This window comes from Aureimonas glaciei (genome assembly GCF_014643375.1).
In the GTDB taxonomy this organism is placed as follows: domain Bacteria; phylum Pseudomonadota; class Alphaproteobacteria; order Rhizobiales; family Rhizobiaceae; genus Plantimonas; species Plantimonas glaciei.
The window spans coordinates 343,363-360,367 of record NZ_BMJJ01000004.1 but is presented as its reverse complement, the minus strand read 5'-3'; the positions used below and the strand labels follow the sequence as shown (position 1 = coordinate 360,367).

At 65.0% G+C, this 17,005-nt stretch carries 21 protein-coding genes and 2 tRNA genes; 12 read left to right on the top strand and 11 right to left on the bottom strand.

Annotated features, from left to right (window positions below):
- Positions 1 to 14: 14 nt before the first annotated feature.
- The 3 genes from IEX88_RS10995 to IEX88_RS10985 form a co-directional block, all read right to left on the bottom strand.
- On the bottom strand, positions 15 to 1,514 hold the full coding sequence (locus IEX88_RS10995; RefSeq protein ID WP_188850646.1) for an amino acid ABC transporter permease: 1,500 nt from the start codon (positions 1,512 to 1,514) through the stop codon (positions 15 to 17).
- Between the two features lie 16 nt (positions 1,515 to 1,530).
- Positions 1,531 to 2,721, bottom strand: coding sequence for an amino acid ABC transporter permease (locus tag IEX88_RS10990; protein ID WP_188850645.1), 1,191 nt, complete (start codon positions 2,719 to 2,721; stop codon positions 1,531 to 1,533).
- A gap of 107 nt (positions 2,722 to 2,828) precedes the next feature.
- On the bottom strand, positions 2,829 to 3,848 hold the full coding sequence (locus IEX88_RS10985; protein WP_188850644.1) for an amino acid ABC transporter substrate-binding protein: 1,020 nt from the start codon (positions 3,846 to 3,848) through the stop codon (positions 2,829 to 2,831).
- Between the two features lie 259 nt (positions 3,849 to 4,107).
- On the opposite strand from IEX88_RS10985, the gene metC reads away from it, so the two are divergent.
- Together metC and IEX88_RS10975 are read left to right on the top strand one after the other, a co-directional pair.
- The gene (gene metC / locus IEX88_RS10980) at positions 4,108 to 5,292 is read left to right on the top strand and encodes a cystathionine beta-lyase (protein WP_188850643.1); all 1,185 of its coding nucleotides are present in this window, start codon (positions 4,108 to 4,110) and stop codon (positions 5,290 to 5,292) included.
- A gap of 184 nt (positions 5,293 to 5,476) precedes the next feature.
- Positions 5,477 to 5,692: an alkylphosphonate utilization protein gene (locus tag IEX88_RS10975; RefSeq protein ID WP_188850642.1), complete on the top strand. Its 216-nt coding sequence runs from the start codon at positions 5,477 to 5,479 to the stop codon at positions 5,690 to 5,692.
- Between the two features lie 86 nt (positions 5,693 to 5,778).
- On the opposite strand, the gene IEX88_RS10970 is transcribed toward IEX88_RS10975, so the two are convergent.
- Positions 5,779 to 6,132 (bottom strand): DUF2934 domain-containing protein, encoded by a 354-nt coding sequence (locus IEX88_RS10970; protein WP_188850641.1) that lies wholly within the window; start codon positions 6,130 to 6,132, stop codon positions 5,779 to 5,781.
- A gap of 321 nt (positions 6,133 to 6,453) precedes the next feature.
- Between IEX88_RS10970 and IEX88_RS10965 the strand changes: the two genes are divergently transcribed.
- From IEX88_RS10965 to IEX88_RS10950, 4 genes are all read left to right on the top strand, one after another.
- Positions 6,454 to 6,945 carry a MarR family winged helix-turn-helix transcriptional regulator gene (locus tag IEX88_RS10965; RefSeq protein WP_188850640.1) on the top strand — a complete coding sequence of 164 codons (492 nt, stop codon included), beginning with the start codon at positions 6,454 to 6,456 and terminating at the stop codon, positions 6,943 to 6,945.
- A 389-nt stretch (positions 6,946 to 7,334) separates the two neighbouring features.
- The gene (locus IEX88_RS10960; protein WP_188850639.1) at positions 7,335 to 8,069 is read left to right on the top strand and encodes a Crp/Fnr family transcriptional regulator; all 735 of its coding nucleotides are present in this window, start codon (positions 7,335 to 7,337) and stop codon (positions 8,067 to 8,069) included.
- 235 nt (positions 8,070 to 8,304) lie between these two features.
- A complete protein-coding gene (locus IEX88_RS10955; RefSeq protein WP_188850638.1) occupies positions 8,305 to 8,850 on the top strand; it encodes a hypothetical protein in 546 nt (181 codons plus the stop codon).
- 239 nt (positions 8,851 to 9,089) lie between these two features.
- The gene (locus IEX88_RS10950; protein WP_188850637.1) at positions 9,090 to 9,389 is read left to right on the top strand and encodes a hypothetical protein; all 300 of its coding nucleotides are present in this window, start codon (positions 9,090 to 9,092) and stop codon (positions 9,387 to 9,389) included.
- Between the two features lie 171 nt (positions 9,390 to 9,560).
- Here IEX88_RS10950 and dcd read toward each other — a convergent pair whose 3' ends face one another.
- The 5 genes from dcd to IEX88_RS10925 all read right to left on the bottom strand — a co-directional run bounded on the left by dcd (position 9,561) and on the right by IEX88_RS10925 (position 11,481).
- On the bottom strand, positions 9,561 to 10,205 hold the full coding sequence (gene dcd / locus IEX88_RS10945) for a dCTP deaminase (RefSeq protein WP_188850636.1): 645 nt from the start codon (positions 10,203 to 10,205) through the stop codon (positions 9,561 to 9,563).
- Positions 10,206 to 10,220: 15 nt separating this feature from the next.
- On the bottom strand, positions 10,221 to 10,487 hold the full coding sequence (locus IEX88_RS10940) for a hypothetical protein (protein WP_188850635.1): 267 nt from the start codon (positions 10,485 to 10,487) through the stop codon (positions 10,221 to 10,223).
- A 367-nt stretch (positions 10,488 to 10,854) separates the two neighbouring features.
- A tRNA-Arg gene (locus tag IEX88_RS10935) sits at positions 10,855 to 10,930 on the bottom strand.
- Positions 10,931 to 11,051: 121 nt separating this feature from the next.
- Positions 11,052 to 11,357: an ETC complex I subunit gene (locus IEX88_RS10930; RefSeq protein ID WP_188850634.1), complete on the bottom strand. Its 306-nt coding sequence runs from the start codon at positions 11,355 to 11,357 to the stop codon at positions 11,052 to 11,054.
- Positions 11,358 to 11,404: 47 nt separating this feature from the next.
- A tRNA-Pro gene (locus IEX88_RS10925) sits at positions 11,405 to 11,481 on the bottom strand.
- 317 nt (positions 11,482 to 11,798) lie between these two features.
- Here IEX88_RS10925 and msrA point away from each other — a divergent pair.
- The 3 genes from msrA (at position 11,799) to IEX88_RS10910 (ending at position 13,013) form a co-directional block, all read left to right on the top strand.
- A complete protein-coding gene (gene msrA, locus IEX88_RS10920; RefSeq protein WP_188850633.1) occupies positions 11,799 to 12,311 on the top strand; it encodes a peptide-methionine (S)-S-oxide reductase MsrA in 513 nt (170 codons plus the stop codon).
- Between the two features lie 121 nt (positions 12,312 to 12,432).
- Positions 12,433 to 12,621, top strand: coding sequence for a hypothetical protein (locus tag IEX88_RS10915; protein WP_188850632.1), 189 nt, complete (start codon positions 12,433 to 12,435; stop codon positions 12,619 to 12,621).
- Positions 12,622 to 12,749: 128 nt separating this feature from the next.
- Positions 12,750 to 13,013, top strand: a complete 264-nt coding sequence (locus IEX88_RS10910) for a hypothetical protein (protein ID WP_188850631.1) — start codon at positions 12,750 to 12,752, stop codon at positions 13,011 to 13,013.
- A 54-nt stretch (positions 13,014 to 13,067) separates the two neighbouring features.
- Here IEX88_RS10910 and IEX88_RS10905 read toward each other — a convergent pair whose 3' ends face one another.
- Together IEX88_RS10905 and IEX88_RS10900 are read right to left on the bottom strand one after the other, a co-directional pair.
- Complete coding sequence (locus IEX88_RS10905; RefSeq protein WP_244640042.1) at positions 13,068 to 13,547, bottom strand: DUF192 domain-containing protein; 480 nt, start codon at positions 13,545 to 13,547, stop codon at positions 13,068 to 13,070.
- Positions 13,547 to 14,104, bottom strand: coding sequence for a cold-shock protein (locus tag IEX88_RS10900; protein ID WP_244640080.1), 558 nt, complete (start codon positions 14,102 to 14,104; stop codon positions 13,547 to 13,549). Before IEX88_RS10900 ends, IEX88_RS10905 begins: the two co-directional genes overlap by 1 nt.
- A 336-nt stretch (positions 14,105 to 14,440) precedes the next feature.
- Between IEX88_RS10900 and IEX88_RS10895 the strand changes: the two genes are divergently transcribed.
- From IEX88_RS10895 to IEX88_RS10885, 3 genes are all read left to right on the top strand, one after another.
- On the top strand, positions 14,441 to 14,842 hold the full coding sequence (locus IEX88_RS10895; protein WP_188850630.1) for a hypothetical protein: 402 nt from the start codon (positions 14,441 to 14,443) through the stop codon (positions 14,840 to 14,842).
- A 123-nt stretch (positions 14,843 to 14,965) separates the two neighbouring features.
- Positions 14,966 to 15,406 (top strand): VOC family protein, encoded by a 441-nt coding sequence (locus tag IEX88_RS10890; RefSeq protein ID WP_188850629.1) that lies wholly within the window; start codon positions 14,966 to 14,968, stop codon positions 15,404 to 15,406.
- Positions 15,407 to 15,643: 237 nt separating this feature from the next.
- Positions 15,644 to 16,762, top strand: a complete 1,119-nt coding sequence (locus IEX88_RS10885) for a YcbK family protein (RefSeq protein WP_244640040.1) — start codon at positions 15,644 to 15,646, stop codon at positions 16,760 to 16,762.
- Positions 16,763 to 17,005: the final 243 nt, after the last annotated feature.

Below are 17,005 nucleotides of genomic sequence, written 5' to 3'. Positions count from 1 at the left end.
CATGCTCACAATTCCTATCGTTTGTGCCCGGTGTCGAGGCGGCGTTCCATGTAGACGGAGTAGCGCGACATCGAAAAGCAGAAGAGCCAGTAGACGAACGCGGCGAAGACGAGGCCTGTGGCCGGCGTCTGCTCCGTGCTCCAGCCGGGATCGCTGAAGCCCCGGCGGACCTGGCCGAGGAAGTCGGCGAGGCCGACCGCGGCCACGAGGCTGGTGTCCTTGAACAGGCCGATGAAGGTGTTGACGATGCCGGGGATGACCAGCTTCAGCGCCTGCGGCAGGATGACCATCCGCATCTTCTGCCAATAGGTCAGCGCCATGGCGTCGGCGCCCTCGTACTGACCTTTCGGGATCGCCTGCAGGCCGCCGCGGACCACTTCCGCCATGTAGGCGGCCGAGAACAGCGACACGCCGACGAGAACGCGCAGCAGCTGGTCGAAGTTGACGCCTGCCGGCAGGAACAGCGGCAGCATGAAGTTCGCCATGAACAGAACCGTGATCAGCGGAATGCCGCGCCAGAACTCGATGAAGGCGACGCAGAAAAGCTTCACGATCGGCATCTCGGAACGACGGCCCAGGGCCAGGAGGATGCCGAGCGGCAGCGAGGCCACGATGCCGGAGATCGCAACGACGAGGGTCAGGAGCAGGCCGCCCCAGGAGTTCGTGCGCACCGGCGTCAGGCCGAGATCGGCGGTGACGAAGACCAGCACGGCGACGATCGCCGCAAACGGGATCAGCAGCGTCGCCGCCCGCCCCTTCGTCTCGGAGTGGCGGAAGGCGGCCACGGCCGTGACGGCCACCGATCCCAGCGCCAACAGGAAGGCGGCAATGGAAACCGAGGTGAAGCGCAGGTTCAGGAACAGCACCCGGTCGAAGGACACGACCGCGGCTAGCAGCAGCGCCAACAGGCTGGCGACGAGGAGGCCGGCCGCCCCCTTCAGCAGCGGATCGCCCCAGTGGAACTCGCTCCGCCCGGTGGCGAGATAGAGGGTTGCGGCCGCGGCAACGGCCATGACGAAGGCGACACCGCCGCCGTCCATCTCGAACCGGCCGCCGGTGAGCAGCACCAGGGCGACGAAGGGATAGACGCCGAGCAAGAGGATGGCATTGAGCCGCTTGAAGGGAATGCTCGGGATCGCCATGCCGGCGACCAGCACGACGAGCCCGATCAACAGTAGATCGATCCGCCAGCGCTCGGCATCGGGATAGATACCGTACATGAAGAGCTCGAACTTCGCGCTGACGAAGGCCCAGCAGGCGCCGGAATGGCCGCCGTCGGCCGGCAGGCAGGCCGTGCGGTCGGCGCCGACGAAGGTGGCGTTGAACACGCCCCATTCCAGAAGCTTGCTGACGACGTAGACGATCAGCGCGCCGGCGAGCAGCGTCAGCAGCGTATCCACGGGCGTGGCGAAGAGGCTGCGGCGAACGCGCGCCGGCCAGCCGAACTCGCCGGGCGGCGGCGGCAAGGGCAGTTTCTGCTCGGTAGAGATGAAGCGGGCGACTTGTTCTTCCATCGGATCGTTCCCGTCTTCAGCGTTCGACCAGCGCCATGCGGGCGTTGAACATGTTCATCAGGAAGGATGCGGCCAGACTCAGACCGAGATAGCAGCAGATCCAGATGGCGACGATCTCCACGGTCTGGCCGGCCTGGTTGGCGACGGTCGAGCCGATCGAATAGAGCTCGGGATAGCCGATGGCAAAGCCCAGCGACGAGTTCTTGGTGAGGTTCAGATACTGGCTGGTCAGGGGCGGGATGATCACGCGGAAGGCCTGCGGCACGACCACGAGGCGCAGGAGCTGGCCACGCTTCAGGCCGACGGCCATGGCCGCCTCCGTCTGACCCTTGGACACCGACAGAATGCCGGCCCGCACGATCTCGGCGATGAACGCACCGGTGTAGATCGCCAGAGCGAGGAAGAGCGCGATGAATTCCGGCCGGATCTGGATGCCGCCGACGAGGTTGAAGCGCGTCGCGGTGGGCACTTCCATCGTGGCGGGAATGCCTGTCACCAGGAAGACGACGAGCGGCAGTCCGACGATCAGCGCCAGCGCCGGACCCAGCGTGTTGCGCCGCTCGCCCGTCGCCAGCTGGTGTGCCTTGTTGCGCCGGGAAAGCCAGAGCGCCGCGACGATGCCGGCGGCCATCGCCAGGAAGGTCAGCCAGGCCAGTGGCTCGAACAGGACGGCCGGCATCTGCAGCCCGCGATTGGTGAGATACACCCCAATCACCGATTCCGGCAGGTTGCGCGGCGCCTGCAGGAGCGACAGCACGCCGAAATACCAGAACAGGATCACCAGGAGCGGCGGGATGTTGCGGAAGGTTTCGACGTAGACCGTGGCCAAAGCGCGGACCAGGAAATTGCGCGAAAGGCGCGCGATCCCGACGATGAAGCCGAGGATCGTGGCGAGGATGATGCCGGAGACCGCGATGATCAGGGTGTTCAACAGCCCGATGATGATGGCGCGGCCGTAGGAGGAATTGCTGGAATAGGCGAGCGGCGTCTGGCCGATCTCGAAGCTCGACCGGGTCGAGAGGAAGCCGAAACCGGAGGCCATCTTGGCCTGCGCCATGTTGCGGGCGGTGTTGTCGATGATCCACCAGGCGAAGGCGACGACGGCCGCGATCAGGATGACCTGGATGACGACGCTGCGGACCTTGGGATTTGTCAGGAAGGAGTCGCGCGTGGCGCCCTCGGGCAGAGGGTGGGTCTCGACGGTCATGAAGCGGGGCTAGCCTCCTCGCGGGTCAGGGGGATGGCGCTGCACCGGATGCGGCGGCCGGTGGGCGGTCCGTGCCCCTTGGGGCACGGACCGTTGTCACTTCGCGATCAGCGGATCGGCGGGGCGTACTGCAGGCCGCCCTTGGTCCACAGGGCGTTCTGCCCGCGGGCGATGCCGAGCGGGGTCGACGCGCCGATGTTGCGCTCGAAGACCTCGCCATAGTTGCCGACGCCCTTGATGACGTTGACCAGCCAGTCGTTCGACAGGCCGGCATCGGCGCCGAAGGTCGAATCGACGCCCAGCATGCGCTTGATCTCCGGGTTCGGAGAATTCTTCATCTCCTCGACATTGGCCTGGGTGATGCCGAGTTCCTCAGCGTCCAGCAGGCCGAAATGCGTCCAGCGGACGACGTCGGCCCACTGCGAATCGCCCTGGCGAACGGCCGGTCCGAGCGGCTCCTTGGAGATGATCTCCGGCAGGACGATGTTGTCGTCCGGCTTGGCGAGCTCGAGACGCGAAGCATAGAGGCCGGACTGGTCCGTCGTCAGCACGTCGCAGCGGCCGCTGTCGTAGGCGGCGTTGACGTCGTTCTGGGCCTCGATGACGACCGGGTTGAATTCCATGTTGTTGGCGGAGAAGTAGTCGGCGAGGTTCAGTTCGGTCGTGGTGCCGCTCTGCACGCAGACGGTCGCGCCCGAAAGCTGCAGCGCCGAATTGATGTTGAGCTCCTTCTTCACCATGAAGCCCTGGCCGTCATAGTAGTTGATGCCCGCGAAATCGAGGCCGAGGGCCGTGTCGCGGTTCATCGTCCAGGTGGTGTTGCGGGCCAGCATGTCGATTTCGTTGTTCTGCAGGGCCGGGAAACGCTGGACGGCCGAGAGCGGCACGTACTGGACCTTGCTGACGTCGCCGAAGACGGCGGCGGCGACGGCCTTGCAGTAGTCGATGTCGAGACCCTGCCACTGGCCCGTATCGTTCTGCGAGGCGAAGCCCGGCAGTCCGGTGTTCACGCCGCAGCGAAGCGTACCGCGAGCCTTCACGTCGTCGAGCGTCGCCGCCGAGGCGCCGCCGACGGCGATGCATGCCACGGTGAGTCCGAGTGCGGCTGTCAGGAGCTTCAGTTTCATAAGTAGACCTTCCTATTGGAGTTGCGGATCTCGATTCCCGGTGCCATCAACCACCCCATCGGCCAGCCAGACGGCCATGCTCGGAAAGGACAGAGGATCAGCTGAAAGTGCCGCTCGGCAACGCTTTGTCACCGATCCAATCTCATGCCATAAAAATTGGCAGGTCAAGCTTGTGGCGGTTTTTATTTCATAAGCATTCCTTCCCGCTTCGGCGTTGGGTTAACCGCACCTCCGTCTCGTCTCACAGAAAGCATTTCCCGTGTCTCAGCCAAATGATCGTCCGGCAACAGCCGGGCCGAATACTCGTCTCGTCCATGGCAGCGGCGATCCCAGCGATTCGCACGGCTTCGTCAACCCGCCCGTCTACCACGGCTCGACGGTGCTTTTCCCCAATACGCACACGATGCGCACGCGCGGCCAGAAATACACCTATGCCCTGCGCGGCACGCCGACGACCGACGCGCTGGAGGAGGCGCTCGACGGTCTCGAGGGTTCGGCCGGGACGATCCTCCTGCCGTCCGGCCTTGCCGCCGTCACCACGCCGCTGCTCGCCTTCCTCTCGGCCGGCGACCACGTGCTGATCGTCGACTCCGTCTACCACCCGACGCGCCGTTTCACCGATACCGTGCTGGTGCGGATGGGGGTCGCCGTCGAGTATTTCGATCCGGCCATCGGCCCGGGACTTCGGGCGCTCATGCGCCCCGAGACGCGCGCCGTCTTCCTGGAGGCGCCCGGTTCGAACACGTTCGAGATGATGGACATCCGGGCCGCCGCCGAGATTGCCCGCGCCGGCGGTGCCGTGTCGATGATCGACAATACTTGGGCGACGCCGCTGTACTTCCGGCCGCTCGACCACGGCATCGACCTGTCGATCCACGCCCTAACGAAATATCCTGCCGGCCATTCCGACCTGATGATGGGCAGCGTCTCCGCCAATGCGGCGACCTATGCGCGCCTGCGCGACACCCAGATGGCGCTGGGGATCAATGCCGCCCCCGACGACACGTACCTCGTCCTGCGCGGGCTGAAGACGATGGGCATCCGGCTGGAGCGGCACCAGGAAGCGGCGCTTCACCTGGCGCAGTGGCTGGAGGGCTGCGACGAGGTCGCCCGGGTGCTGCACCCTGCCCTGCCCTCCTTCGCCGGGCACGATCTCTGGAAGCGGCAGTTCACGGGGGCGACCGGGCTGTTTTCCATCGTCCTCGACGGGGGCGGCGAGGACGAGGCGGCAGCCTTTCTCGACGCTTTGAAGCTTTTCGGTCTCGGCTACTCCTGGGGCGGGTTCGAGAGTCTGGCCGTCGCCGCGGACCTTTCCGACCGGGTCGTCGCCCTGGCGCCGACGGAAGGGCCGGTGATCCGCCTGCAGATCGGCCTGGAGGACGTCGCCGATCTCAGGGCCGACCTCGAAAATGGCCTGCGGGCCTATTCCGAGCGCCGCCGCTAAAATCTCGGCCGCCAAGCGGCTTGGGGAGCGTCGCCCTGCCCCGCGGTCCTCGGCGCTACGCCGATGCCGCGGGCGGCGCATGGGGCGGCCACGCGGTCGGCGAGCCGATGCTACTGGTAGAGCATGTACGTCGGCGCCGATCGGTGTAGAGAGCGGACTTCAAATCAAGGAAAGCGGCAGACCCATGAGCGACGTCAAAGACATGAACGGCAACCTTCTCGCCAACGGCGATCAGGTCACCCTGGTCAAGGATCTCAAGGTGAAGGGAAGCTCGGTGACCCTGAAGCGTGGCACGCTCATCCGCAACATCCGCCTGACGGGCGATCCCGAGACGATCGAGTGCAATGCCGACAAGGTCAAAGGAATCGTGCTGAGGACCGAGTTCCTCAAGAAGGCGTAGGTAATTCGACGAAGCTGCCCCGCCACGGCTACGGGACGGCCCGGCCCCTGGCCCGTCCGTCCCGGATACGTAGTAAAACACCCGGCCTAGGACGGGCTCGGCTCGGCGGCGCCAGCCGGGGAAAGACGGGACGAGGCGAAGACCGTCGCCCGAGACCCCAGAGGTCTGGCGCGCGAAGAGACCGCCGGGGCTTCGTGGCCAAAGAGCTCGGTGGAGAAATCGGCTGGCTCGTAAAGAGCGCGGCGCAGCCGCTCGGTTTCCGAATCGCGCGGCAGGTCCGCCATCACCGGCTTGAGCCTCGGCTCGTTGGCCACCTCCGCGGCCAGTTCCCGCGCAGCCTCGGCCCAGTGCTCGTGCTCGCGGCCATGGGGCCGGCCCTCGCGCTCCCATATCTGGTGCGCGCGAATGCGCATTCTCTCGGCGTTGTCGATCCTGTGCATTGTCCCTCTCCCATCGCTTCGACGCGATCCGGACTTCGTCCACGACTGCCGGCCGAAGCGGCGATAACGCGACGGCCACATTCTGGGAAAGACCGGAATCCGGCGCTGGCTAGGCGCCTCCCGCCGATGAACTCCCGAAAAGCCGATTGGTTGCACCCGTCCAGCGCGATCGAGGACCATCCGGAAAACCGGCTAAACCTATTTCGAACAAGCCCTTGGCCCGTCTTTTCCGGAAGCAGACCGTACGGTTTCGACAGTATCTCTGGTTGATCGCAGGGCTTAAGTTAGGTGCTTAAATATTAGCTGTGAAGGGACAATGGCATGGAAGCGTCTCCTGGATCCCTCGTCCGCCTTCGAATCAACCCGGCGCCGTCAGCAGCCCTCGCCGCCGACTTCGTGCCGACGCTGTTGTCGGTCGCCAAGCAGACCCGCGCGATCTTCGGCTTGAAATTAAGCGCCGCGGGTTTTCACAACGGGCAGGACCAGATGCTGCTGGCCTTGCAACCGGACTGCCCGACCACCGTCTCCCATCTGGCGGACACGCTCGGCGTACGGCCCTCGACGGTATCGAAAATGCTCGATCGTCTGATCGAGAAAGGTTTTCTGGCGCGGTTCGCCGATACGCGCGATGCGCGAAAGACCCTGGTCCGCATCACGCCGGCGGGCGTCGAGGCCCAGCGCCGCATTCAGACAGTGTGGGATGCGATCGCAGCGGACCTGACGCAGTCGCTCGGCGAGGAGACCGACGTCCTGACGGAGCAACTGGGCAAGCTCGATCGTCATCTGGCATCCAAGCTCATGCGCCTGCGCTAGTCGCCCTCCGGCCGCCCGCCGCGGGCGCGGCCGGGTGGACGAATTGACGCGCCTCCGGCCTCGCGGACTGCCTGGGATAGGCAACATCCCAGTAGGTCATTCTACGTCCGCCGTCTTTTTCCATCGGCTTTTAGACTACCGTTCGCTGCGAATGGTATCCCTATCTATCCACTGTACAAAACGATGCCCTCCGCTCGTGGATGAAGTTCAAGTCGGCGCCGACGATTCGCCGCCCTGCGCCAGCCAGCGATATCAATTGTAAGAAACGTACAGTTCAGGCGACATTCTGGCGCGCTTTTATTGCATCGTCCATAAGGTGGACGTTGGATGCTTGGATACTGGGGCGCATCCGATAGGACACGGCATCCTCCCGGCCTGGGGAGAATGTTATGCCCGTCTCACAATCGGAAATTCGCAACCGCCTCCTGTCGGGGATGGAGCCTGCGGATTTTGCTGCTGTGAGGCCGCGCATCGAAAAAGTCGAGCTGAAGATGCGAACCGTCCTCGTCGAGAAGGAGGCGGCGATCGAGGATGTCTACTTCATCGAGAGCGGCATCGCCTCAGTCGTGGCGACCAGTCAGGACGACGAGCGGATCGAGGTCGGGCACGTCGGATGGGAAGGGATGTCGGGAAGCTCGGCGGCCCTCGGCGTCATGATCGGCAGCACCCGGACCTTCATGCAGGTGGCCGGAAGCGGGTGGCGGATGGCGGTCCGCGATCTCGAGGCGGCGTTTGTCGAGCGCCCGGAAATCCGCGAGCGCCTGCTGCAATATGTCTACACCCAGGAAGTCCAGGTCGCCCATTCCGCCCTGGCCAATGCCCGCTACAGCATCAAGGAGCGTCTGGCCCGCTGGCTGCTGATGAGCCACGACCGCGGCGAAGGCGACGATCTCTCCCTCACCCACGAATTCCTGTCCCTGATGCTGGGCGTGCGGCGCGCGGGTGTGACGGGCGAACTGCACATTCTGGAAGGCATGTCGCTGATCCGCGCGACCCGCGGCAACATCCGCATCCTCGACCGACCGCGGCTCGAGGAGATCGCCGGTGGCTGCTACGGCTATCCCGAGATGATCTATGAGCGCCTGCTGGGTAAGGTCCGCAGCGAGCCGCTCGCCGCCCGGTGAGGGCGAGAACCGGGTGGCGCCAGACGGCCTGACTGCCCTTGCCGCCGGTGGCGCAGGCGACCTGCCGCGTCGGCGCCCCGACTCCGGGGGCTTCTCTTCGCCGACGCCCCGCGGCCCCCGCAAGTAACCTTCACGCCAGCATCCCTGCCTATCCTCGGCGGTCGCAATGCTGACACGGGTGGAACGGCCGCGGCCCGGCGCCAGGCAGGCTGGCTCTACCAGTTTGGAGAATGTCATGGAGAATCGGGACAGGTCCGACGCGCGCCGTCAGGGCGGGCGACAGCGGCTTGGACACGTCGTACCGCCGCGGGCGGCCTGGGGCGGGATCGTCCGGGGGAGACCTTCGCCGCTCGACCAACACGGGAAAACGGCCTGGCTGCTGCTCGCGGCCCTCTGCACCTTCCTGCCGGCGCCGGCCCGCGCGGCCATGCCGGCCTGCCACCTCTTCGACCGCACGGCTTGGACGAGCTGCATCTATGACGGCGCGACGGGCTGGGAAGGCGGCCTGCAATGGCGGTTGGCGGGGTTCGAGTCGCCGCGCATCGACGCGGGATCCGCCGGCTGCCATGCCGAACAGATCCAGGGCATGAAGGCGCGCGATCGGCTGCGTGCCCTGATGGCCCGCGGCTATACGATCACCGACACCGCGCGCCGCGACAAGGAACAGGTGCGGCTGGTCCACCTCATGCTCCCCGACGGTCGCAATGCGGGAATCGAGCTCCTGAGCGCGGGCCTCGTCCAGGCCGTGCCGAACACCGGCAATCGCTGGTGCGGGAAATAGCCGGAAAACGGCCGGGCGCGACGCGCCGCCGCGTCCCGCCGCGAGCCGGCGCCCGCGGCAGCCGGCGGCGGATCGCGGCCGATGCCCCAGGGGCCCCCTTGCCTTTCCGGGCCTGCGCGGCACCTATGCGGGACGGCGGTCGCGCGAGCGTCATTCTGCTTCCCGATTCTCGTGAACGGTTTTTGGCACGATCTGCCGCGGTCCGCCGTCGGGAGATCCTGCTGTCACGGAGAATGGCGATGTCATCGAACGAAACGGCGCTGAAATTCATGGCCGGCGCGATCATGAAACTGCAGGCCCAGGCGGAGGCGCAGGACATGCTCCTGCAGGCGCTCTATGCCGAGCGCGCTTTGCAGCGCGGCACCTTTCCGGTCGAAGCCGAGGAAGAGGTGCTGGCCCTCGCGACCGCCATCGAGCGCGCGCCCCGAACCGGCTATGAAGGCGAGGAACGCCATCTGGCCGACGTCCAGGGCGCCGTCCGCCGCTTCGCCGACAGCCTGCGCGTTCGCCTCGAGGAAGAGCGCCTGCCTTCGGCGTGATGCGCGATGTTCGCGGGCAAACGGAGCGCCGACCGCGCCTGCCCGTCCTGCAGCCGCAGGCGGGTGACGGTGCCGGCGGAATTGCGACGCCGCGATTTTTTGGGCGAAAATGACGAACAGCATCGCTGCGTCGACCGCCTGCACAGAGCCTACCAGCCGGTCGATCTGACCTCAGCCAGAGAGGCGGCCATGGCAAGAGAAGCGAGGCGCAAGAAGATTAAAAACACAAACCACTATAGGCGAGAAAATATCCGCGTACAGAAAAGGCCTATTTAGGCCTTCATTTGTCTGTCCAGCGAATATTCCGGAATAGCCCTTTATAGGCGTTCCATATGTCTGCTCGAAGATGAGCTGACAGACCCGCATTCCCGCGTCAAGCTCGATACAATGTGGACCAAAATTGAACATTTCAAGCTGAATATTGCCAGAAAATCCGCAATGTATGGTCGGGGCAGTTACATGTATCCCAACACCAAGCCTCGCAAGGCTGCTTTTCCCCTCCACTCGCGCCGCTATACGCGATTCCTCAGGAAGCTCTACCTCCTCTGAAGTCCACGCTAAAACAAAGCTGTTGGGATTTAATGTGTATGATTGCTGCTTTAGCTTTGTCTGGAGTGGTAGAAGATTTTTATATGAGTATTCCGCAGACCCGGGCCGAAGGGTTGATCCTCCAATAGGCTTCCATTCAACAAATATATCAGAGAGCGTAAGATCGAGGGTAGTAGAACTCAATGCCGTTTTGAGGTTCGGCATTGGCTCTATTATTATTTGCCGCTTGGTGAGAGCAATTTCAATTTCACGATCAGTTAAGATCATCTCTCACCCATTTGGTTACTCAGCAGCCTGCATCGCCGGCGAATCAATTACCTCTGTCTGAGGTATCCAAATTCGCCACCTCCCGGATGCAGACTCGCGAGGGAGCTCAATTAAAAGTTTATCATCCTCATGCAGCAGCGGCATCCCGATGTCGACCCCCCTGCCGGAAAGAAGGCGCTTCGACAGGACCACTTCCTCTTGGCTGCCATCTGCCGTCCTGATTCCGATCACTTCCTCTGACGGGCCGGGACCATCTGCGATTGTCGTGAATTTGATGCGCATTAGCCGCCTCCGATTAGAACAAAATAGGAACGTATCACCGTTTGTGCACAACGGTCTACGATCAAAAGCTGGAGTAAGCCTCGCTTGTTCCAGCAATAGACTCACTTCACGATTGCATCGTAAAGCGCGCTCGATCCAAGCGATAGGACGATTGAAGGTCGCACCTGTTGGATTGCGACGGTGAGGCTGGATTATCACATGATACCCAAAGCAATATTTTCGTAGGGGTTGGAGCCTGCAGCCACCAGCACCGCGTGGCAAGGAAACGGGGAAACATTAATAGGACGAAAGTTGGAACCGGGAGCGAATGAGAATCGGAACTGCCAAACACGGCTCATTTAGAACCATGCCATGTAATTGAGATTGTTGGTGACCCCGGCTGGATTCGAACCAGCGACCATCGGCTTAGAAGGCCGGTGCTCTATCCTCTGAGCTACGGGGCCGAAGTGGTCCGGCCGGATCGCCCGCCTGCGGCGAACTTGGTTGAGGGTCCCTGCCAAGCGATTGTCGGCGCCCTCATCCCTTATCTGCCTGTCGCCGGCGACATGACGTCGACGGCCGGGACTAATGCGTCCAGGGCTGGCGGCGATCGTATTTGAAGTTCTCGGAATAGGACATCTTGCGGCGGGTGGCCTCCTGGGCTTCCTCGACGCGGTAGGGAATCTGGTTGCGCTCGGCATAGTCGATCGCCAGGTCGCGGGTGTCGAAGCTGAGCCGGATCTGTGAATTCATGTCGCTCGAGGAGGTGTAGCCCATCAGCGGCTCGACGCGCTTGGCGACCTCGGGCTCGTAGACCAGCAGCCATTCGCGGGACTGCGCCTTTCCGGACTGCATGGCGGTTCGGGCGGGACGATAAATGCGCGCTACCATCGGGCCTGGCTCCATCGCGTCGCCGCGTCGCGGCATCCTGCACGGTCTGGTCGGAGCGGCAGGATTCGAACCTGCGACCCTCTGGTCCCAAACCAGATGCGCTACCAGGCTGCGCTACGCTCCGACTGACCGAAGCCCTAGAGACTCAAGGGCGTGGAAGCAAGCCTTACCGCGTCGAACTTGTTCGAAAACGCAAATTAGCGGCCGCCGCAGCCGCCGGGCGGCGACATCTAGGCGCAATGGGGTGCCCGTCATCGCGCGGCGGGCGCCGCTTGGCCTCGGATCGCCAGCAAATCGGGCGGTCCGGACAGCGCAGCCGGGCTGGCACGCCCTTCCAACGGCGGCATCACAGAATGCGGACCTTGGCGGGGCGCGGGTGGAATCGCGGCGAGGAATTCCTATCTCCGGGGTCCAACGTTCCCACTCACAAGGAGAAGTCGCATGACGACCGAGCGCGCCGTTCTGGCGGGAGGCTGTTTCTGGGGCATGCAGGATCTGATCCGCAAGATGCCGGGCGTCGTCGCGACGCGGGTCGGCTATAGCGGTGGCGAGGTGCCGAACGCCACCTACCGCAACCATGGCCGGCATGCCGAGGCGATCGAGATCAGCTTCGATCCCGAGGTCATGTCCTATCGCCGGCTGCTGGAGTTCTTCTTCCAGATCCACGACCCGACCACGAAGGACCGCCAGGGCAACGACCGCGGTCCGGGCTACCGCTCGGCGATTTTCTACGCCGACGCGGCGCAGAAGGCGGAGGCGGAGAACACCATCGCCGACGTCGACGCATCCGGCCTGTGGCCCGGCAAAGTGGTCACGGAGGTCTCGCCGCTCGGGGATTTCTGGGAAGCCGAGCCCGAGCACCAGGACTATCTGCAGCGGATCCCGAACGGCTATACCTGCCATTTCGTCCGGCCGAACTGGGTTCTGCCGCGGCGTGCCGACGCCGCCGCCTGATCGTCATCTCGGGCTGCCGTGCGGGACGACTTGCCCCGCATGAGCCGGCGCCCGTGATGCGCCGACCTACGCCCCATGCCCGGCTCTTCAGGGCCGGGCACCACAGCAAGGGACGAATTCGATGACCGACGACAACAAGGCCGACCCTTCCAGCGCTCCCGCTTCCGAGGCGCCGACGAAGGCACCCGATCGCAAGATGCCGGCCGCCGGGCCGCATGCCACGCCGGAACTGACCAACCCGGACGCGACGCCCGGCACCGGTTCGCTCCCCGACCCGGAGGACGAGACGATGGGCGGCGTTTCCAGCTGACGGTTCGCCCGCCTCTTCTTAGAGCGGCATCCGTTAGAGTCTCGTCTGAATTTTTATGTTTTTTGCCCGCTTGGACCGGCGCCCGTCATCGCTTACCTGCTCGGTCGAGAAGCATGCGGAGCAGAACGATGGGTAGGGTTGAAAAGGTCGACGAGGAACTGCGCGCCCTCATTCAGGACGTGATCGATGCCGGACTGCTTGCCGAGGAGTCCCGGGGCCTCGCCGTGGCGCGCCAGGTCGCCGCCAGGGGCTTTGGGTCGCTCGACGCCGACGGCCGCCGGGTCTGGGAGCAGGCGGTGCTGCCCGTGCTCAGCAAGCCGCTGCACGAGCAGATCGCCATCGCCTCGATCCTGCGTCGCGGCGGCTACGTGCCCCGCAAGATCACCTTCTGACAGCCACGCCCGCGTTGACCGCCGCTGCCTGCCTCCGGCGGGCGGCGGCGTCGGCTATTCTCCCGCCGGGATCGACCGGTGCTCGAGCCGATCCCCGACCTTGACGCCGTAGGCGGCGGCGGCGCCCCCGTTGAGCTCGACGACGTAACGCACCGGTCCCTGCGAGGAGATCAGCGCCAGGGACAGGGGCTGCGCGTTCGTGGCCACATGGGTGACCATCCCCGCCTCGTCGAGGAAGAGCATGTCGAGCGACAGGTACGTGTTCTTCATCCACATGGTGACGGGCCGCGTCTCCTTGAAGTCGAACAGCATGCCGGTATCGTCCGGCATGGAGGCGCGATTCATCAGGCCGATCTCGCGGGTCTGCGGGGTGTCGGCGACCTCCAGGGCGATGCTGTGCTTCCCCGTCGCCGTCACCAGCGTCCCGGCGGATGAGGCGCCCATCGACAAGAGCGTCATCGCGGCCAGGGCCAGCGCGCAGAGCACGAGAATGCCGGGCCAGTACCGCGGCAGGCGCGCCATCATCCCGGCCATCAGTGTGGCCCCACGGGCGGCGCGTCGGCGGGATGCACTTCGGCCGCCATCAATCCCTTGGAACCGGCGCCGAAACGGACCAGCACGGTCTGCCCCGGCTTCAACTCGGTGAGGCCGAAGCGCCTCAGCGTCTCCATGTGCACGAAGATGTCCTCCGTCCCCTCGCCGCGCGAAAGAAACCCGTAGCCCTTGCTGCGGTTGAACCATTTCACCACCACGGCCTCCAGTCCGCTCGTGGCGACGACGTCGATCAAAGTGCGCGACGGCAGTTGCGCCGGATGCACGGCTGTTGACGAATCGAGGGAGAGGACGCGCAGGGCCTGAAATCCCCGATCGCCGCGGGTCACCTCGCAAACGATGCGGGCGCCCTCCTGCACCGTGGTGAAACCGCTGCGCCGGACGCAGGTCACATGCAGAAGGATATCGTCGCTGCGATCGTCGGGGATGACGAAGCCGAAACCCTTGGCCACGTCGAACCACTTGACCGTTCCGGCCATCACTTCAGGGTCGGCGCCTGCGGCGGTTCCGTCGGTGGCTGGCATCAGAGCTGGAAACATGTTCGGCATACGGGGGTCCCGCCTCTGACGCCCGATCGAATCGTCATGGCAGTCAAGATAGCAGCTAATGGCGGTTTGTCAGCCTTCTCGGTCAATTCTGCGGTGATGGCGATGGCCGCGAAGCGCAAGCGGGACGCACCAGAAAGCGCCCGGCGGGGCCGCCATGAGGAGCGCCTGTCCCGTCTTGTCATGCCCCAGCCGGCGTAGCGTGTCCGACCTCGCCCCCGGCCGACATTTCCGCGTCGTTACAGGAGGTTACGGGTCGGTCGACGGGAACCATCGACTGCGCGCATCGCTTCCTCGGAGACGATGCAGAGACCTATCCGGGAGGAAACCATGCGCAGACATGTCACCATGATCGCGGCCCTGGCTTTTGCCGCGACTGGAATCACCTTCGAGGCGGCGCAGGCCGATTGCGCGACAGAGCTTGCAGGGCTGCGCGGCGACAGGGCCGCGTCCACCGAGGCCGGGAGCGTGGATGGCGCGGGAACCGCCTCCGTCGGATCGACGGCCGCCAGCGCCGGTTCGCCGGGCGATACGGCCCCGTCCTCGCCCAATGCCAGATCGCCTGCCGGTTCCGACGAGCCGGGCGGCAACGGCACGGGCAGCGCCGGCCAGACGGCAGGCGTCGGCGCCGGGACGGCCGCGACGCATCTCGCCGAGGCCCAGGCGGCGCTGGACGCAGGGGACGAGGCGGCCTGTCTCAGCGCCGTGCAGAAGGCGGCGGGAGCGCCCTGACGCCAGGGCCGAAACAGGCTCGTCTGATAAGCGGAGGGCTTCCGGGCCCTCTTTTTTCGTCCACGGTGTTGGCGGGAAGGCAGCGCGCGCTAGACTTGGGTTCCCCCCAGGAATGGAGATTTCATGCGCTACCTGCACACCATGGCCCGCGTCAGCGACATCGGTCGCTCGCTCGACTTCTACTGCAACAAGCTCGGAATGGTCGAAGTCCGGCGGACCGAGAGCGAAGCCGGACGGTTCACCCTGATTTTCCTCGCCGCATCGGAGGACGTCGATGCCGGGCGCGAGCACAAGGCGCCGCTGCTCGAGCTGACCTACAACTGGGATCCGGAGACCTACGGCGAAGGCCGCAATTTCGGTCATCTCGCTTACGAGGTCGACGATATCTACGCCACCTGCCAGAGCCTGATGGATGCCGGGGTCGTCATCAACCGCCCGCCCCGCGACGGCAACATGGCCTTCATCCGCTCACCGGACAACATTTCCATCGAATTGCTGCAGAAGGGCCCCGCCAAGACGCCGGTCGAACCTTGGCTCTCGATGGCCAATACCGGCAAATGGTGAACGTGACATTCTAGCGCCGCAATCTAGCCATAGTGCGAAAATGGCGTTAACGAAAACGCGTCTCCGATCGATTTCGGAGAGCGGGATGGGGATCCCGCACTTCTTTTGTATGCGCGGGCATCCCTCACTGGGGATCAAGCGGGCATACCTCCAGAGGGGGCCTTTCGGTCCGAGACAGGCATAGGACGGCGCGAACGTCACGGCGACGCGACGCGCGGTCGAAAGGGTGGACTTGGCTTGACGACTTCGACCATCAGGTTCCGGGTACCCTCAACGCGTCGCAGCACGGCGCTCGCCGTCGTCGTCTCCCTTGCGCCCCTGTGGAGCGGATGCGTTTCCGCCGTCGACGAATCCACCGCCTTCGGCTTCAACGGGACCGCCCCGACCGAGACGGCGGCCGCTCCCGGCACTGAAAAGCCGGCGGGAACCGAAGGCGATGCGGCGGAGGCGACCGACACCGCCGAAGCACAGAATGCCGCCGATCCGGCCGCAGGCGCGGACAAGGTCGCGGACGCATCCGTCAGTGCCCCGCCCTCCTCCGCCACGACCTCGGCAGCCTCGGCCGGCCCGGCTCTCGCCGCCGCAGATGCGCCTTCAACGTCCGGACCGCTGATCAACGCCGACCGCGCGCCGGTCGCGGCCTATGCCGGGGCCAGCGTCGGCGCCGTCTCGGAAGGCGGAAGCGTCGCGAAGGCCGGCGCGCCCAAGGCCAATACGACCCTCTTTGCCTCCCTGTTTGCCCAGTCCGAAGCGAAGACCCCGGTGCGCAATGCCGACAGCGGCAAGAGCCGGCGGGTGATTCTCAAGCCGGAAGGTGCGCCCGCGCCGGTCGCCGGCGACGTCACCACCCTCGCCTCCCTCCCCGGCGTGAAGTCTCGCGCCTCGCTGTTCGAGATCGGTCAGCGCGCCTCGGCCGACTACGACGCCGACATTCTCGACGAGGCCAGCGGCGACCAGGATTCCTATCAGCTCGCTTCGCTCGGCGGCATGGCGCGTCTGGCACCCAGCGGTCTCATGGTGCAACGGCCCGACGTCCAGACCAATTGTTTCGATTCCAAGCTCGTCGCCATGCTCCGCGCCGTCGAGACCCGGTTCAACACCAAGGTCGTGGTCACCTCAGGCTATCGCAGCCCGACGCACAACCGCGCCGTCAGAGGCGCCAAGGCGTCGATGCACATGTCCTGCAAGGCAGCCGACATCCTGGTGCCCGGCGCCGACAAGCTGCAGGTCGCCAACTTCGTCCGTTCCCTCCCGGGACGCGGCGGCGTCGGCACCTATTGCCACACGAGCGCCATTCACGTCGACACCGGCCGCGAGCGCGACTGGAGCTGGACCTGCCGGCGCCGGCGCACCTGAACGCAATCGCCTGACCCTTGGTTTCCGCCAGGAAGCAACGCGTCAACCGCATCCGGGTGACGGAATCGGCTGCCACCGATGGACGGCCGAAGAGAGAATCAACCTTCTTGCGTGACGACGCCGCATCCATGACGGGGGCTGCGAACCGCAGCCAAAGTGACCGACAGATCGCATAAAAGGTCTGGTGCGCGCCCCTGGCGCAGGCGCAACATCTTGCGATCAAACGGCAATTGCCAACCTGCC